The sequence below is a fragment of the Hymenobacter properus genome (assembly GCF_015694735.1).
Lineage (GTDB): Bacteria > Bacteroidota > Bacteroidia > Cytophagales > Hymenobacteraceae > Hymenobacter > Hymenobacter properus.
The window spans coordinates 434,717-450,716 of record NZ_JADQDP010000004.1; the positions used below are offsets into that span (position 1 = coordinate 434,717).

A 16,000-nucleotide genomic window follows, 5' to 3' on the forward strand; every position below is an offset into this window, starting at 1 on the left:
CGCTTAATAAGGATAAAGACGAATAGGCGGACAAGGAATCTTAGTAGCAACCTATAGTAGCCAGTTGGGCCGCGAGGGCTGACCGGCAGGAATGACGGATATTAACGTTCGGTGGTGAAGGAGATGGGCACGGTGCAGGCCACGCGCACGGGCTGGCCGTTTACGCGGGCGGGCTCCCAGGGCGGCATCAGCCACACCAGGCGCAGGGCTTCGTCGTTGAGGCCGCTGCCGGGGCCGCTGATGACGTGGGCATCGGTGACCTTGCCCTGGGCGTTGAGCACGAAGTTGACCAGCACCCGGCCCGACACGTGCCGTTGCAGGGCTTGCTGCGGGTAGCGGATGGACTTGGCCAAGTAGGCTTTAAAAGCCTTGTCGCCACCCACAAACTGGGGCCGTACTTCGGGGTTGATGAACACCGAGTCGGGGCTGATGGCGGGCGCGGCGGGCACCATGGGCGGCACGGGTGCAGCAGCCGGCGTAGTCACCAGAGCCGCGGTGCGGGCCTGCGTCGAGGCGTAGGGACCCGATTGGGCCCGGCTTTGGCCGGTGGCCAGTAGCCCGAGCAGGCTCAGCAAAGAAAGGAATCGTAGAGAATGGGTCACGTGCAGATGAGTTATGGTGAGATTATAATCGATTGACTCAGCTAAGCGCCTTACTAACTTCTAACGAAATAAAGGTACAAGAAGTTTTTTAAAAATTGTCTTTTCGTCAGAAAAAAAAATTTTTCGGAGCATTCGTGAAACAGCATGGATAGTGCACTTATACCAGCATGCCCCCTTGCAATAGGCCTTTTAAAGCCTTTAATCCGCTTCTATCGGATGCAAAATTAATTCGTTTTATGATTTTACAAATGTTCTTAAGATTAAGAATGCGTCGGCATTCATGTAATTATTTCAAGAACAATCATACTTACTGGTTTCATGACTGTTGTTCTTACGTTTCTTTCATCGTTAATTTGCGATAAGCAATAAAGAACATGGCTATTCACAAACACCAAGAATTCGACGCGGAAGCCCAGGAGCTGGCGGCACTGGCTAAGGCGCTGGCGCATCCGGCGCGGGTGGCTATTGTGCGGCTGCTGGCCCGGCGGCAGGCCTGGGTGTGCGGCGACCTGGTGCTGGCGCTGCCGCTGTCGCAAAGCACCGTGTCGCAGCACCTCAAGGAGCTGAAAGCCGCCGGGCTGGTGCAAGGCGAAGTAGATGGTCCTCGCGTGTGCTACTGCCTTTCGCCCACGGGCTGGGCCCGCGCCCGGCAGCTGCTGGGCGGGCTGCTGGCCGAGCTGCTGGCAACTGCCGCCAGCTGCGGCTGCTAGTCCCTCCCCAGTCCGGCCGCTTCATTTAGTATCGGTAACATCCTCACCCCAACATTCCCAAACCCATGGACACTGCTGTTTTCCCCCGCATGCACGTTTCGCTGTACGTGTCTGATTTGGCCGCTACGGTCAACTTCTACACCGCCTTTTTTGGCCAGCCAACCACTAAAATCAAGCGCGGCTACGCCAAGTATGTGCTCGACCGGCCTTCGCTCATCATCTCCTTCGTGGAGAATGCGGCGCGGGTGCAAAGCCACTTCGGGCACTTGGGCTTTCAGGTAGAAACCGTGGCCGAACTGGACGAGCGCCTGGCTGCTGCCCGCCGGGCCGGCCTGGTGAGCCGCGAGGAAATGGGCACCAACTGCTGCTACGCCAAACAGGACAAGTTCTGGGTGCTCGACCCCGACGGGGTGGAATGGGAGGTGTACTACTTCCACGCCGATGCCGAGTTCAACGACCCGCGCTACCAGGACGACTACGACGCGGCCAGCGACAGCAGCCAGTGCTGCATGGCGCCGGCCGCCGCCGAAGTGCTGACCACTGCGCCCATGGCCTTCACGCTGGCCGATACCACGACGGCCGCCTGCGCCCCGGGCGGCGGGTGCTGCTGATGTTGTTGGGAGCCGAGGCCTGCGCGCCCCACCTTGCACAGGATGTTGGTCCGCGGGCAATCCGCTTTTGCTGGCTTGCCGTTATTTAACCGCATGAAAATTGTTCCGCTCACCGCGGCGCACTGGCCCGCGGCCAGCGCCATCTACGCCGAGGGCATTGCCACCGGCACCGCCACTTTTGCCACCGATGTTCCCGGTTGGGCCGACTGGGACTCCGGCCACCTGCCCACGTGCCGCCTCGTGGCCGTGGACGATGACGGCCAAACGGTGCGGGGCTGGGCGGCCCTCTCGCCGGTATCGGGGCGCTGCGTGTATGCGGGCGTAGCCGAGGTGAGCGTGTATGTGGCCGCGGCCGCCCGGGGGCGCGGCGTGGGCCGGGCACTGCTGGCGGCGCTGGTGCGTGAGTCGGAAGACAACGGCCTCTGGACCTTGCAGGCCGGCATCTTCCCCGAAAACGTGGCCAGTGTGCGCCTGCACGAGACGGCTGGCTTTCGGCTGGTGGGCCGGCGCGAGCGCATCGGCCAGCTGCGCGGGCAGTGGCGCGACACGCTGCTGCTGGAGCGCCGCAGTGCCGTGGTGGGGGTCGAACCGGAACCTTGTGAACAGACCGCCGCATGCCGCTAACCTTACGCCAATGCCTGCTGGCCGAGGTGCTGGGCACGGCCATTCTGCTGATTTTTGGCACCGGCGCGGCCGTAGTAGACGAGCAGACCCACGCGCTTGGCCACAGCGCCGTGGCGGCAGCCTTCGGTCTGGTGGTATTCCTGCTGATTCAGAGCTTGGGAGAGAGCAGCGGCTGCCACCTCAACCCGGCCGTGACGCTGGGCTTCTGGGCGGCGGGACGGTTTGAGGGGCGGCGGGTGCTGCCTTACGCAGCGGCGCAGCTGCTGGGCGCGGCTTTGGGCAGCGGCTTGGTGAAGCTGGTGGCCACGCCGGGCTCGAACCTGGGCGCTACGCTGCCGGCCCACGGCGCTATGCAGGCGCTGGGCATTGAAACCTTCCTCACCTTCGGGCTGATGCTGGTGATTTTGCGCGTCACGGCGGGCTCGAAGGAAGTGGGCATGCTGGCGGGACTGGCCATTAGTGCCACAGTGGGACTGGAGGCGCTGGTGGGCGGCCCGCTCACGGGCGCGAGCATGAACCCGGCCCGCTCCCTCTCCCCCGCCCTGCTCAGCGGCGTCTGGACCGATTGGTGGCTGTACGTGGTGGGGCCGGTGGCCGGCGCGCTGCTGGCCGTGGCAGTGGACCGGGTGTTGCAGCCGAAGGCGCTAGCTGCAACAAATGCTACTTGATTTTCAACCCGTCATGCAGAGCGCAGCGAAGCATCTCGCGTGCGCAACGCAATTTTCCCGATTGAATTAGTGGCGGCCCGCGAGATGCTTCGCTGCGCTCTGCATGACGTTCTTTTTTCTCTTTTTACATGAAAACCTTCCTTTTTGTCTGCATCGAAAACGCTAACCGCAGCCAAATGGCGCAGGCCTTTGCTACAATGCTCGGCGGCGACCAAGTGCAGGCTTACAGCGCCGGCTCGCGTCCCTCGGGCGTCATCAATCCCAAAGCCGTGGCAGCCATGGCCGAACTGGGCTACGACCTGACCGCCCACGCCAGCAAAAGCCTGGACGAGGTGCGCGACCAGCAATTCGACTATGTGGTGACCATGGGCTGCGGCGATGCCTGCCCCTTCGTGGCCGCCCGGCACCGCCGCGACTGGCAAATTCCCGACCCCAAACACCTGGAGCCGGCCGAGTTCCGCGCGGTGCGCGACCTAGTGAAGCGGCAGGTGCAGGCGCTGCTAGCGGAGGCGGGGGTGGCGCTAGCGGAGCAACCGAAACAAGCCGGATAAGTAGACAAGGAAATGCAGCGGGCTATTGGGAATGAACTCGTGAAGCTCGGTTTGCCAGTGCCCTACCTTTGCAGCCTTTTCCTACTAAATCAGTTTTCAGATGGCCAGCCTCAACCTCGGCGATTACAACGACCTCGAAGTAGCCCGCGAAACCAGCGTCGGCCTCTACCTGACCTCCGACGACGGCGACCTGCTGCTGCCTAATAAATACGTAGAGCCCGGCACCCGCGTGGGCGACGTGCTGCGCGTGTTCGTGTACCGCGACTCAGAGGACCGCCTCATTGCAACCAACCTGCGGCCCTTGGCTCTCGTCGACAGCTTCGCGGCCCTTACTGTGAAGGACCACGGCCCGGCCGGCTCTTTCCTAGACTGGGGCCTGGAGAAAGACCTGCTCCTGCCCTACCGCAACCAGCGCCGCGACCTGCGCGTGGGCGAGCGGGTGTTGGTGTATGTATATCTCGACGAGGAAAGCGACCGGCTGGTGGCTTCGGCCAAGTGGAAGCAATTTCTGAGCAATAAGCCCTTCGACGGCGAGCCCGGCGACGCCGTGCGCCTGCTGGTGGCCGACGAAACCGAGCTGGGCTACCCCGTTATCGTGAACGGCACGCACCAGGGGCTGCTGTTCCACAACGAGGTGTTCCGGCCCCTGCGCCTGGGCGAAACGCTGCCCGGCTTCCTCAAGCAAATCCGTCCTGACGGCAAGCTCGACGTGCGGCTGCATAAGGAAGGGTACGGCGAAGTGGAATCGGCTACCGACACGCTGCTGGCCGCCCTGCGCGCCGCCCCCGGCGGGCGCCTGCCGCTGGGCGACAAGAGCCTGGCCGAGGACGTGTACCGCCGCGTGGGCATGAGCAAAAAGGTGTTTAAGAAAGCCGTGGGGGCCTTGTTTCGGCAGGGATTGGTGACGCTGGAGCCGGAAGCAACGGTGTTGAAATAACGTCTGTCATTGCGAGGCCGCTGGCCGTGGCAATCCGTCCTCTTTAAGCGCGACACATTCTGAAGAACCAGACCCTTTTTCTGGCGTAAGGTATATGGCCTTGCATTGCGTCATTCATATTAAGTACCGGCGCAGTAATGGGCTTAGTCTCTTTACTGGGCTGGTCGCTGAGAACAGGACGAATTGCCACGGCCTGCGGCCTCGCAATGACAGACGGCTCAGTTGAACACTTTTCCCACCTTATGAAAACCGCTTTACTCGCCGGGGCCACGGGCCTGATAGGGGCGCAACTGCTGCCGCTGCTGCTGCAGTCGGAGCGGTATGCCAAGGTGATTGTGGTGGGGCGCCGGGCCGTGCCCGTCATTCATCCCAAGCTGGTGCAGGTGACCACGGAGCTGGACAAGCTGGAAGACGTGCGCCTCAAGCTCATTGCCGATGACGTGTACTGCTGCCTGGGCACCACCATGAAGCAGGCCGGCTCGAAAGAGGCGTTTTTCAAGGTTGATTTTCTGTATGTGGTGCAGCTGGCGGCGGTGGCGGCCAGCAACTTTGCCTCGCAGCTGCTGGTGGTGAGCAGCATGGGCGCCGACGCGGAAAGCCGCATTTACTACAGCCGCGTGAAGGGCGAGATGGAAGCCGCCGTGCGCCAGACACCGTTTCGGGCCATTCATATTTTTCGGCCTTCGCTGCTGCTGGGCGAACGGGAGCACCCCCGCCTGGGCGAGCGAATTGGCGCCGTGGTATTGAAGGCCCTGGCCCCATTGTTGCGCGGCCCGCTGCTGAAGTACCGGCCCGTGACCGGCGCGGCGGTGGCCGCCGCCATGCTCAAGGCCGCCCAGGACGATGGCGGCGGCGTGCGCGTGCACGAGTCGGCGGAGCTGACGCAGGCGCAACTCAGCAGCTAACGCCGCGCTAGCACCTATCAATTAAGCAGGGAACCCAAACCGCCTCGCGGCGGCCTGAAGCTCTGTGTCCGGCCGGTGGCCGGCCCGGCGTTCTCCGTGCTGGCACGGATAGAAAGGGGCAGCCGCATCCGTGCTGGTACGGAGGAGGTAATCGGGGAAAAACCGGGGCTGGCACGGATTGTCCGCCTCTTATTCACAATCAAATTTTACCCTTGCAAAATCCTGTGTTTGCAAGGACGGCAGCGGGGTTTTGCAGGTTCTGAGTCGCAGGGCCTGGTCGTGTTTTTTCCAACCTCACCCTTTTTTCTTTTTATGAAAAACCTCTCCGCTTCCGTCTTTTTTCTGCTGTTGGCGCTGGCTGCCCAGCTGGCTTCGGCCCAAACCATTCGCCGGGTAAACAACTCGGGCATCACGGGCACCAATATCTACGCCGACCTGACGGCAGCCCAGACGGCGGCCAGCAACGGCGACATCATTCAGGTAGAGCCTTCCACGACCCAGTATCCGGCTTTCTCCTGCTCCAAGCAGCTCACCATTGTGGGCCCGGGCTATTTCCTGGGTGAAAACCAGCCGCCCGCGCTGCAGGCCAACACCATCACGGCCAACGTGTCGACCATCACCTTCGCGCCGGGCAGCGCCGGCTCGACCATCTCGGGCATCGAGTCGAACACAACCTGGTACATCAACGCCAACAACATCACGGTGCAGCGCTGCAAGCTGACGGGCTACATCTACCTGGCCTACGGCTCGAACACGAGCGGCGCAGTCATTCGCCAGAACTACTTCTACGGCGTGCAGGAATCAAGCATCAGCACCAACTCACTCATCACCAACAACATCATTTACAACAGCACCAGCATCAACGCCGTGGGCGCATCGGGTGAATTCTCGAACAACTCGGTGATTGGCGGTGGCACCAGCCTCAACAACTTCACGGTGCGCAACAACTACTTCGCCAGCACCTTCACGCCCACAGCCAACACCAACTGGGACTATAACTTCTTTGCCCAGACCACCTTGCCCACGCTGGGCACCATTGGCACGCACAACACGGCCAACGTGCCGCAGGCGTCGATTTTCGTGCTGGCGCCCACCGCGCCCGGTCAGTTTGACGCCTGGTACAAGCTGAAAGCCGGCACCAACCCGGCCGTGGGCGCCGGCCAGGGCGGCGTAGATATCGGGGCCACGGGCAGTGCCACCGGCTACGGCTACCACTTTGGCGGGCTGCCGGCCATCCCGTCCATCTACCAGCTCAACCAGGCCGTGACGGGTAACACGCTGAACGTGACCCTGGGCACCCGCTCCAACAACTAAACGGACCGGGTTTTATGCACCGCTTTTACGACTTTCGCCCCACGCGGGGCGGCAGGCGGTGGCACGGCGGCTGGCTGTTGCCGCTGGCGCTGCTGCTCCTGCTGCTGCTCGGCGGCATTGCGCGCAGCTACGGCCAGGCCAGCATTGCCCGCGCCGAGTACTTCGTGGACACCGACCCCGGCTTTGGGTCGGCCACGGCGTTTACGCTGCCGGCCACGCCGGCCAGCGACGTGCCAAGCCTTACGGCCAACGTTTCGCTCAGCAGCCTGACGGCCGGCTTCCACACGCTGGGCGTGCGCAGCCAGGATGCCAACGGCGCCTGGAGCCTGACCAACCGGCGCACCTTTTACTACGAGCCGGCGGCCCTCAGCGCGCTGCCCAACGTAAGCAAGGTGGAGTATTTCATTGATACCGACCCGGGGTTTGCCGCCGCTACCGATGTGCCCGTGACGCCCGGCGCTGACTTGGGCGGGGTAACCTTCAACGTGAACCTGAACAGCCTGAGTGCGGGCTTCCACCAGCTGGGCGTGCGCTCGCGCGATGCCAACGGGCAGTGGAGCCTGACCAACCGGCGGACGTTCTACTATGAACCCACGGCGTTGAATGCGCTGCCCAACATCACGAAAGTGGAGTACTTCATCGACACGGACCCCGGCTTTGGGGTGGCGGTAGATGTGCCCGTGTCGGCAGCTACCGACGTCAGTGGGGTGGCGTTTAACGTGAACATCAGCAGCCTGGCGGCTGGGTTTCACCAGTTGGGCGTGCGCAGCCTGGATGCCAATGGCAAGTGGAGCCTGACCAACCGACGTACCTTCTACTACGAGCCGGCGGCCCTCAATGCGCTGCCCAACGTGACCAAAGTGGAGTATTTCCTTGACACAGAGCCGGGCGTGGGCAACGGTGTTGACGTGCCGGTGACGGCCGCTACCGACATCAGCGGGCTGGCGTTCAATGTGAACCTGAGCAGCCTGAGTGCGGGCTTCCACAGCCTGAGCGTGCGCTCGCGCGACGCCAAAGGCAAGTGGAGCCTGACCAACGTGCGCAGCTTCTACTACGAGCCCGTGCTGGCCGCAGCGCCCAACATCAACAAAATTGAGTACTACTTTGACAACGACCCCGGCTTTGGCGCGGCCACCGATGTGCCGGTGCCCACGCCGGCCCAGGATTTGGCCAACTTCAGCTTTCTGGCCGATGCCAGTGCCCTGGCCGATGGCGCCCACCGCATCTTCTTCCGCTCGCGCGATGCGAATGGAAAGTGGAGCCTGGTGAGCAACAAAAGCTTCGTGAAAAACGGCTGTGCTTCGTCGGCCAACGTGGCGGCGGCACTGCCTGCGGCCAGCTACACAGCTTACAACACGGGCAACCCGGCCGATTTGGCTTTCAACTCGGACCCCGCCACGCCCACCACGGGCAACGCGCCCTACGTGTACAACACCGGCTACCTACAGGCCGACCTGGGTTCGGCCCAGACCATCAGCGAGGTGCGGGCCAAGTTTACGGCGCCTGCGCTGCTGAGCTTCACCCTGCAGGTGCAGACGGCCGCAGCGGTGGCCGGCCCCTACACCACCATCGATACTTACACGGCCAACTTCAACGCGAACACCACTTATTCGGTGGTGCGCACCCTGGCTACGCCGGCCACCAACGTGCGGGCCTTGCGGCTGGTGCTGCAAAACTCGGCCGGCACCTACGTGCTGGTGAGCGGCGCGGGCGCTTACTACTTCAACTGCGCCAGCCCGAGCATCACGAGCTTCACGCCCGCAGGTGGCGGCGCGGGCACGGTGGTGACGCTGACCGGCACCAACCTGAGCGGCGCCACGGCCGTGACGTTTAACGGCGTGCCGGCGGTGGTGGGCACCATTACCAACAACACCAGCACCGGCCTGACGGTGACGGCCCCGGCGGGCGGCACCACGGGCCCGATTTGCGTGACTACGCCGGCCGGTACGGCCTGCTCGGCGGGCAGCTTCGCGTATCCGCCCACCATTGCCACGGGCACGGTGTCGGCTACGGCATTTTGCAGCAGCACGCTCATTCAGGTGCCGTTCACGACCAACATGGCCAGCTACGGCACGGGCAACGTGTTCAGCTTCCAGCTCTCGGATGCCAACGGCGTGTTTACGGCGGGCTCGCGGCTGTACGGCTCGCTGATTAGCTCGAACGCCAGCGGCGGCATCCTGCGCGACTCGGTGGCGTTCCGTACCCCGGCCGGCACCGGCTACCGCGTGCGTGTGGTGGCCTCGAACCCGGCCATTTCGGGCACCGACAACGGGACGAACCTGACCGTTTACCCCACGCCCGTGGCCACGGCCGCAGCCACCCAAACCACGGTGCCCTACAACGGGACCATTCAGCTCTCGGCCCAGCCCACGGGCCAGAGCAGCTATCAGTGGTATGTGAACTACACCAGCGGCGGCACGGCCTACGTGGGCAGCGGCCAGACGCTAAACCTGCCCAACGCCCAGCCCACGCAGAGCGGCAAGTACTACGTGTACGTGCAGAATGCCAACGGCTGCCAGGACTCGGCCAGTGTGCGGGTGCTGGTGCAGCCGAATGTGGTACCGGTGCTCACCATGGGCCAGTTTAGCTTCAATGGCTGCGCGGGCGCTACGCTCAACATCGGCTTCGCGGTGACGGGCAACAACTTCGGCAGCGGCAACGTGATTACGGCGCAACTGTCGGATGCCAGCGGCTCGTTTGCGGCGCCCACCACTATTGGCTCGGCGGCCTTCACGGGCCAGGGCGGCGGCTCGGTGGCGGCCTTGATTCCGACTAACACACCCACGGGCAGCGGCTACCGCATTCGCTTGGTGGGCTCCAGCCCGGCCGTGACCAGCACGACGGACAACGGCTCGAACATTACCATCACGACCCAGCCCACGGCCACGCCGAGCAGCAACTCGCCGGTGGCTTACAACGGTACCATTCAGCTCACGGCTGCCACGGTGGCCGGCGCCACGTATCTGTGGACCGGCCCGGGCTTCTCGTCGAACCAGCAGAACCCAACCATTGCCAACGCCACGCCCGGTAACAGCGGCACCTACACGCTCTACGTGACGGTGAACGGCTGCCAGAGCCCCGGCACGGCCACGCAGGTAACGGTAAACCCCTCGGCGCAGCCCATTCTGGCCATTGCGCAGTTTGGCGGCAACCTGTGCCCCGGCACGGGCTTGAACATCGGTTTCTCGGTGACGGGCAACGTGTTCGGCGCGGGCAATGTGATTACGGCGCAGCTCTCGGATGCCAGCGGCTCATTTGCCGCACCGGTAGCCATTGGCTCGGCGGCCTTCACGGGACAAGGTTCGGGCTCGATTGCGGCCACGGTGCCGCAGGGCACGGCGGCTGGCACGGGCTACCGCATCCGGCTGGTGGGCTCGAACCCCATCGTGACGAGCACCACCGACAACGGCGCCAACCTGACGGTGCCCACCACGCTGGTGGCCTCAGCCAGCAGCAACTCGCCGGTAGCGGCGGGCGGCACGCTGCAGCTGTTTGCCGGGCCCACCGGCGCTGCCAGCTACCAATGGTACGTGAACTACACCAGCGGCGGCACCAGCTTCATCAGCAACCAGCAGAACCCCACGTTCAACAACGTAACCACGGCCTCGTCGGGCTTCTACTACGTGTTTGTGACGCAGGGCGGCTGCACCGATTCGGCCTCCGTGCGCGTGCTGATAAACTCGGCGCAGCAGCCGGTAGTTGCCATTAGCCAGTTTGGTGGCTTCACTACTTGCGCCGGCAACGGAATCAGCGTCAGCTTCTCGGTGACGGGTTCAGCCCTGCCCGCCGGCAACGTCATCACGGCCCAGCTGTCGGATGCGAGCGGTTCGTTTGCCAGCCCGGTCACCCTTGGTTCCATGACCTTCAGCGGCACGGGCAATGGCGCCCTGGCGGGCACTTACCCGCTGAGCACGCCGCCCGGCACCGGCTACCGCGTGCGGCTGGTTTCGAGCAGCGCCGCCACCATCAACCCGGCCGACAACGGCAGCAACATCGCCATTACGGACCCGCTGGTGGCGGCCATCACGGCCAACAACTCGCCGGTGAACGTGGGCGGCACCATCCAGCTGAACGCGCAAGTGGTGACGGGTGCCAGCTACGTGTGGTTTTTGGGCAAAACGCAGGTGGGCACGGGGGCCAGCCTGACCATTCCGAACGCCACGCTGGCCAATGCCGGTACCTACGACCTGTTTGTGAGCAAGGGCAGCTGCCAGTCGCAGACTTCGGCCGTGGTGGTCGTGAATGCGGGAACGACCTCGCTGGCCACCACCGGCTTCAGCGGCTCGTTCTGCCCCGGCTCCACGCTGAGCGTGGCCTTCACGGCCTCGGGCTTCACGAGCGGCAACGTGTTCACGGCCCAGCTGTCGGACGCGGCAGGTTCTTTTGCAGCGCCAGTGAATATTGGCAGCTTGAGCGGCACCAGCGGCGGCAACATCGCGGCCACTATTCCGCTGAATACGACGGCTGGCACGGGCTACCGCATTCGGGTAGTGGGCAGTGCGCCGGCCACCATTGGCTCTGATAATGGCAGCAACCTGACCGTGGGCGCCCTCACCTACGCCTGGACCGGTGCGGTGAGCACCGATTGGTTCGACGGACGCAACTGGAGCTGCGGGCAAGCGCCAACGGCCAGCAGCATCGTGACCATTCCGCAGCTTTCGGGCGGCACGGTGAACTACCCCGTCATTAGCGGCAGCACGGCAGCTTTGGCCCTGAACCTGACCATTGCCAACGGCGCTACCTTCACTAACAACGGCATCTTCAACCTGTACGGCAACGTGACAGTGAACGGCACGGTACTGGCCAGCAGCACTTCCAGCTGGTACTTCACGGGCGGCATTACGCAGTTCATTTACGGCACCAACCCGCTACAGGTGGGCAACCTGTACATCAGCAGCGGCTCGACCCTGACCATGAACAACGTGCTGAACGTGTACGCCAACTGGTACAACTTCGGCACCTTCCTCGGCGGAGCGGCCTACAACGTGTACTTCAACGGCACGGGCACCACGCAGGTGATTGGCGGCACGTCCGTTACCACTTTCTACAACGCTTATGTGAACAGCGGCGCAGTGGTGAACCTTGGTTTGAACGCGGTGTTCCTGAACAACTTCGTGGTGAACGGTACCTTCTCGGCCGTCACTTACGGGGTGGTGTTCGGCGGCTCGGTGGCCCAGACCATCGGCGGCACGGGCAACAGCAGCTACTACACCGTTACCATCAACAACCCGGTGGGCGTGACGCTGGTGAGCAACATCACGGTGCTCGGCGACTGGATAAACAACGGCCTGTTCTCGGGCGGCACCAACTCGGTGATTTTCGCCGGTACTGTCGCTCAGATTATCGGTGGCACTGCTGTTACGAATTTCTACAACGTCACCTTTCAAAACACTGCCGCCAGCGTGACGCTGCACCAGAACATTTACGTGCTGGGCGGCTTCGTGAATACGGGCGTGTTTTATGGCTGGTACCTGAATGGCGGCAGCACCCTGGGCTACTTCGTACGCTTCGGCGGCACGGCGGCGCAGGTGATTACGGCCAATGCCACGACCTACTTCTACCATTTCTACGCCGACAACGTGGCGGGCGTGAGTCTGGCCACCAACATCTACATCGCCGGCAACTACTACCTCTACTCGGGCACCTTCAGCCCCGGCACCTACACGGTGTATTTCAACGGCAACGAAGGCCCCGGCGTGGTGCAGACGGTGGGCGGCTACACGGCCCTCAACTTCTATAATTGGAACGTGGTGAGCGGCGCCTACGTGCGACTGATTCAGAACGTGACCTTGCTGGGTGGCTTCGCCAACCTGGGCACGTTCTACGGCTACAACCTGGTGGGCGGCGTGTACACGGGCTACACGTTCACCTTCGGCGGCAGCGGGGCGCAGAGCCTCACGGGCGGCGGGGTGTACGAGTTCTGGCACGTGACCTGGAACAATCTGGCGGGCATCACGCTGGGCCAGAACATCAGCGTGTGGGGCAACTGGCTGAACAACGGCGGCTACATCGCCAACGGCTACCTCGTCACTTTCATTGGCAACGTGGCCCAGACCATAGCCGGCTCGGTGAACACCGTGTTCCACCACGTCACTATTAGCAATGCGGTTTCGGTGAGCCTGCTGCAGGCCGTGACGGTGCTCGGCAACTGGGCTGGCTCGGGCGTGTTCCTCGGCAACGGCTACTTGGTGTACTTCAACGGTACGGCGGCCCAAACCATCACGGCCGGGCTGAGCACGCGGTTTTTCGACCTGCGCTTCAACAACCCGACGACCGTCACGCTGCTCTCGAACATCTACCTGAACGGCAACTGGACCCACGACGGTGGCTTTGTCGCCAACGGCTTCCGGGTGTTCTTCTCGGGTTCGGCGCTGCAGCTCATTGGCGGCTCGGTGGCCACGGTGTTCCACCACTTCACCATTGCCAGCGGCGCCAGCGTGCGGCAGGACCTCGGCATCACGCTGCTGGGCGACTGGACCAACAACGGCAGCTTCCTGGCCAATAGCCTGCTGGTGTACTTCAACGGCACCGCGCTCCAAACCATCGCCGGCACGGCCCTGACCACCTTCTACGACGTGACCTTCAACAACGCGGTGAACGTGAGCCTGGGCCAGAATATCGACGTGACGCGCCACTTCGTGAACCAGGGCGGCTACTGCGGCTGCGGCTTCCGCACCCGCTTCAACGGCACGGTGGCCCAGAGCATCACCTGCACCTCGGGCCGCACGCACTTCCACGATATCACCTTTGCCAACGCGGCCGGCGTGACGCTGCTCGACGGCATCTACGTGAGCGGGCTGTGGGTGAACAACGGCGGCTACCTGGCCAACAGCCAGACGGTGATTTTCGACGGCACGGCCCTGCAAACCATCGGCGGCACGGTGGCTTCGGCCTTCTACAACGTGGGCATCACCAACGCGGTGGACGTGCAATTGCTGCGCGACATCACCGTGGCCGGCTCCTGGAACAACACCGGCATCTTCCACGGTCAGGGCTTCGGTGTCACCTTCAACGGCACGGCGCTGCAAACCATCACGACCACCGGCGCCACGGCCCGCAGCTACTTCCACCACCTTACCTGGGCCAACGCGGTGGGCTGCGTGCTGGCCGGCGACATCTACGTGGCCGGCAACTGGCTCTGCAACGGGCCCTTCAACCCGGCCACCTACACGGTGTACTTCAACGGCACGGTGGCCCAGACCTGCGGCGGCAGCCAGCAGCTCCGCTTCTTCGGGTTGAACTGCTCGAACCCCGCCGGCGTGACATACAGCGGCCCGGTGTACTTGCTAGGCAACTTCGTGAACACCGGCCTGGTGAACTGCGGCGCCTACGGCTGGTACTGCATCGGCACGGCCGCCCAAACCATCGGCGGCGTGAGCACCACACCCACGCGCTTCTACGACCTCTACATCCAGAACGCCGCGGGCGTGACGGCCACCGACAACTGGTTTGTGACCCACCTGCTGCGCCTCGACACCGGCAACCTGGCTTCCAACGGCCACCTCACCCTCACGAGCAACGCCACCGGCACGGCCATGGTGGTGAACCCCGTGGGCGGCGGCGTGGTGACGGGCGTTTCGACCATGGAGCGCTTCATCACGGGCCTGAGTGGGGCGCCCGGCTACCGCCACTACTCCTCGCCCATGAAGCTGAGCGCCGCTGGCATCAGCACCACCGTGCAGGAGTTTGCCGACGACCTGCCGGTGTTCGAACTGAACCCGGCCTACAACACGGCCGGCAACACGGTCACGCCCTTCCCCACCTTCTTCCAGTACGACGAAACCCGCCTCACGGCCTCCAAACCCGGTTTCGACGACGGCTGGATGGTGCCCACCGCCACCCAGGACCTGCTGCCCCTGCGCGGCTACACCGCCCAAACCCTGCCCACCACCACGGTGGACATCGCGGGCCTGCTCCAAACCGGGCCGGTGAGCTACTCCCTGGGCCGCGGCAGCCTGGCCAACGCCGGCTGGCACCTGCTCGGCAACCCCTACCCCGCGCCCATCGACTGGGACGTGGTGCGCGCCACCAGCGGTATGCTCAGCGGCGTGGCCGATGCCCTCTACGTGTTCCAGCCCAGCGGCCAGTACACGGGCACCTACCGCAGCTACGTGAACGGCATTGGCCAGAACGGCGGCACCAAGGACCTGGCCGCCATGCAGGGCTTCTTCGTGCGGGCCACCGCCCCCACGGCCAGCGTGAGCCTCACCAACGCCGTGCGTGCCACCAGCTACCTCTCCCCCACCTTTAACCGCCAAAACCCCGACCCAAGAAACCAACAACCAATAACCAACACCCAAAAACCAGTCCTCCGCCTCGAAGCCCGCAACCTGGCCACCGCCACCGCCGATGAAACGGTGGTGTACTTCGAGCCCGGCGCGGCGCTCGGCTTCTCGGCCCAGCACGATGCCTACAAGGTGCAGCTCAACGGCGACGGCCGCCCCAGCCTCTGGAGCCAGGCCGGCGCCGAGAGCTTCGCCATCAACGGCCTGCCCGACCTGGCCACGGCCCCCGTCATCCCCCTCGGGGTGCGCGTGAGCCAGGACGGCGCCCACGAGCTGACCCTCACCGGACTGGCCGATGCGCCCGCCGGCACCCAGGTGTGGCTCGAAGACCGGGTGCTGAACCGCCGCCAGAACCTGGCCGCCAACCCCACCTACGCCTTCAGCATGCTGGCCAGCTACTCCGGCCCGCGCTTCTACCTCAACTTCGTGGCCGGCACCGTAACCGCAGTGACCACCGGCCAGCTGGCCGCCCGCACGGCCCTCTACCCCAACCCCACCACCGACCGCGCCACCCTGGAGCTGGCCGGCCTGCGCGAGCAGGGCCCCGTGGCGGTGGACGTGGTGAACGTGCTGGGCCAGACCGTGCAGCACCTTACCGCCCGCCCCAAGCAAGGCTTCCTCACCGAAACCCTGAACCTGAGCGGCCTGCCCACGGGCGTCTACACCGTCCGCATCCACACTCAGGAAGGCACGGTGGTGAAACGCCTGGTGAAGGAGTAAGCGCCGAAACCCGAGCAACAAAAAGCCCCGCCAGTGTCTGGCGGGGCTTTTTTGATGGTTGAGAAACAAATCT

Annotated in this window: 10 protein-coding genes; 9 read left to right on the forward strand and 1 reads right to left on the reverse strand. The window is 63.9% G+C overall.

The features are described 5' to 3' along the window. Positions 1-101 precede the first annotated feature (101 nt). Positions 102-602, reverse strand: coding sequence for an energy transducer TonB (locus I2I01_RS18390; RefSeq protein ID WP_196287966.1), 501 nt, complete (start codon positions 600-602; stop codon positions 102-104). 374 nt (positions 603-976) lie between these two features. Between I2I01_RS18390 and I2I01_RS18395 the strand changes: the two genes are divergently transcribed. The 9 genes from I2I01_RS18395 (at position 977) to I2I01_RS18435 (ending at position 15,927) form a co-directional block, all read left to right on the forward strand. Beyond that, entirely contained in the window at positions 977-1,312 is a 336-nt protein-coding gene (locus I2I01_RS18395; protein ID WP_196287967.1) for an ArsR/SmtB family transcription factor, read from the forward strand. 65 nt (positions 1,313-1,377) lie between these two features. Continuing rightward, on the forward strand, positions 1,378-1,923 hold the full coding sequence (locus I2I01_RS18400) for an ArsI/CadI family heavy metal resistance metalloenzyme (RefSeq protein WP_196287968.1): 546 nt from the start codon (positions 1,378-1,380) through the stop codon (positions 1,921-1,923). 93 nt (positions 1,924-2,016) lie between these two features. Beyond that, entirely contained in the window at positions 2,017-2,547 is a 531-nt protein-coding gene (locus tag I2I01_RS18405) for a GNAT family N-acetyltransferase (protein ID WP_196287969.1), read from the forward strand. Next, the gene (locus tag I2I01_RS18410; protein WP_196287970.1) at positions 2,538-3,215 is read left to right on the forward strand and encodes an MIP/aquaporin family protein; all 678 of its coding nucleotides are present in this window, start codon (positions 2,538-2,540) and stop codon (positions 3,213-3,215) included. Before I2I01_RS18405 ends, I2I01_RS18410 begins: the two co-directional genes overlap by 10 nt. A gap of 128 nt (positions 3,216-3,343) precedes the next feature. Then, a complete protein-coding gene (locus tag I2I01_RS18415) occupies positions 3,344-3,766 on the forward strand; it encodes an arsenate reductase ArsC (protein WP_196287971.1) in 423 nt (140 codons plus the stop codon). A gap of 100 nt (positions 3,767-3,866) precedes the next feature. Next, entirely contained in the window at positions 3,867-4,703 is an 837-nt protein-coding gene (locus I2I01_RS18420; protein WP_196287972.1) for a CvfB family protein, read from the forward strand. 242 nt (positions 4,704-4,945) lie between these two features. Then, positions 4,946-5,608 (forward strand): NAD-dependent epimerase/dehydratase family protein, encoded by a 663-nt coding sequence (locus I2I01_RS18425; protein ID WP_211538029.1) that lies wholly within the window; start codon positions 4,946-4,948, stop codon positions 5,606-5,608. Between the two features lie 312 nt (positions 5,609-5,920). Next, positions 5,921-6,922 (forward strand): hypothetical protein, encoded by a 1,002-nt coding sequence (locus I2I01_RS18430; protein WP_196287974.1) that lies wholly within the window; start codon positions 5,921-5,923, stop codon positions 6,920-6,922. Between the two features lie 14 nt (positions 6,923-6,936). Continuing rightward, the gene (locus I2I01_RS18435) at positions 6,937-15,927 is read left to right on the forward strand and encodes a T9SS type A sorting domain-containing protein (RefSeq protein ID WP_196287975.1); all 8,991 of its coding nucleotides are present in this window, start codon (positions 6,937-6,939) and stop codon (positions 15,925-15,927) included. Positions 15,928-16,000: the final 73 nt, after the last annotated feature.